This is a genomic window from Herbiconiux sp. VKM Ac-2851 (genome assembly GCF_013205105.1).
Classification (GTDB): domain Bacteria; phylum Actinomycetota; class Actinomycetes; order Actinomycetales; family Microbacteriaceae; genus Herbiconiux; species Herbiconiux flava.
This window is the reverse complement of record NZ_JABMLJ010000007.1, coordinates 1-856: the sequence shown is the minus strand read 5'-3', so window position 1 is coordinate 856 and position 856 is coordinate 1. Positions and strand designations below refer to the sequence as shown.

At 51.9% G+C, this 856-nt stretch carries 1 rRNA gene; it reads right to left on the bottom strand.

Features of this window, described 5'->3' with window-relative positions:
* Nucleotides 1-492: 492 nt before the first annotated feature.
* Nucleotides 493-856, bottom strand: a 16S ribosomal RNA gene (locus tag HQQ85_RS20695); the annotation flags it as partial.

Sequence of the window (856 nt, the reverse complement as noted above, 5' to 3'; positions counted from 1 at the left end):
GATTTATACGTCCTTCTTCGGCTCCAGATGCCAAGGCATCCACCGTTTGCTCTTAGAAACTTGAAATCACATGAGTTATTGAATCGTTCGGCATCACCTAAGTGATACAAAATTGACCAATGATCTAAAACTAATTAGATCTTGTGATTTGACACAAAAGTGTCAAATCTAAGATGCTCGCGTCCACTGTGTAGTTCTCAAAGTACGGGCGGTACCCTCCCCGCAACCCCCACAGGGGAAACCAGGAAAGGTCCAGAGGTTCAGTCCACCCACCCCGAAGAGTGTGTGACCCGGTCCCTCAGGACCCAACAGCGTGCATATGCAACCACCCTCGAACCAACCCGTTCCTAACCCCCCAATAAAGAGAAGTTGTACTAGCGCCGGCACGATTCCTGCTGCATCAATGTCAATGTTCCACCCATGAGCCACCAGTCGAGAACGTATGCCTCGAATCTGGCTGCTGGACACCAATCGGTGCCAGTTGCTCCTTAGAAAGGAGGTGATCCAGCCGCACCTTCCGGTACGGCTACCTTGTTACGACTTAGTCCTAATCACCGATCCCACCTTAGACAGCTCCCTCCCACAAGGGGTTAGGCCACTGGCGTTGGGTGTTACCGACTTTCATGACTTGACGGGCGGTGTGTACAAGGCCCGGGAACGTATTCACCGTGACGTTGCTGATTCACGATTACTAGCGACTCCGACTTCATGAGGTCGAGTTGCAGACCTCAATCCGAACTGAGACCGGCTTTTTGGGATTCGCTCCACCTTACGGTATCGCAGCCCTTTGTACCGGCCATTGTAGCATGCGTGAAGCCCAAGACATAAGGGGCATGATGATTTGACGTCATCCCCA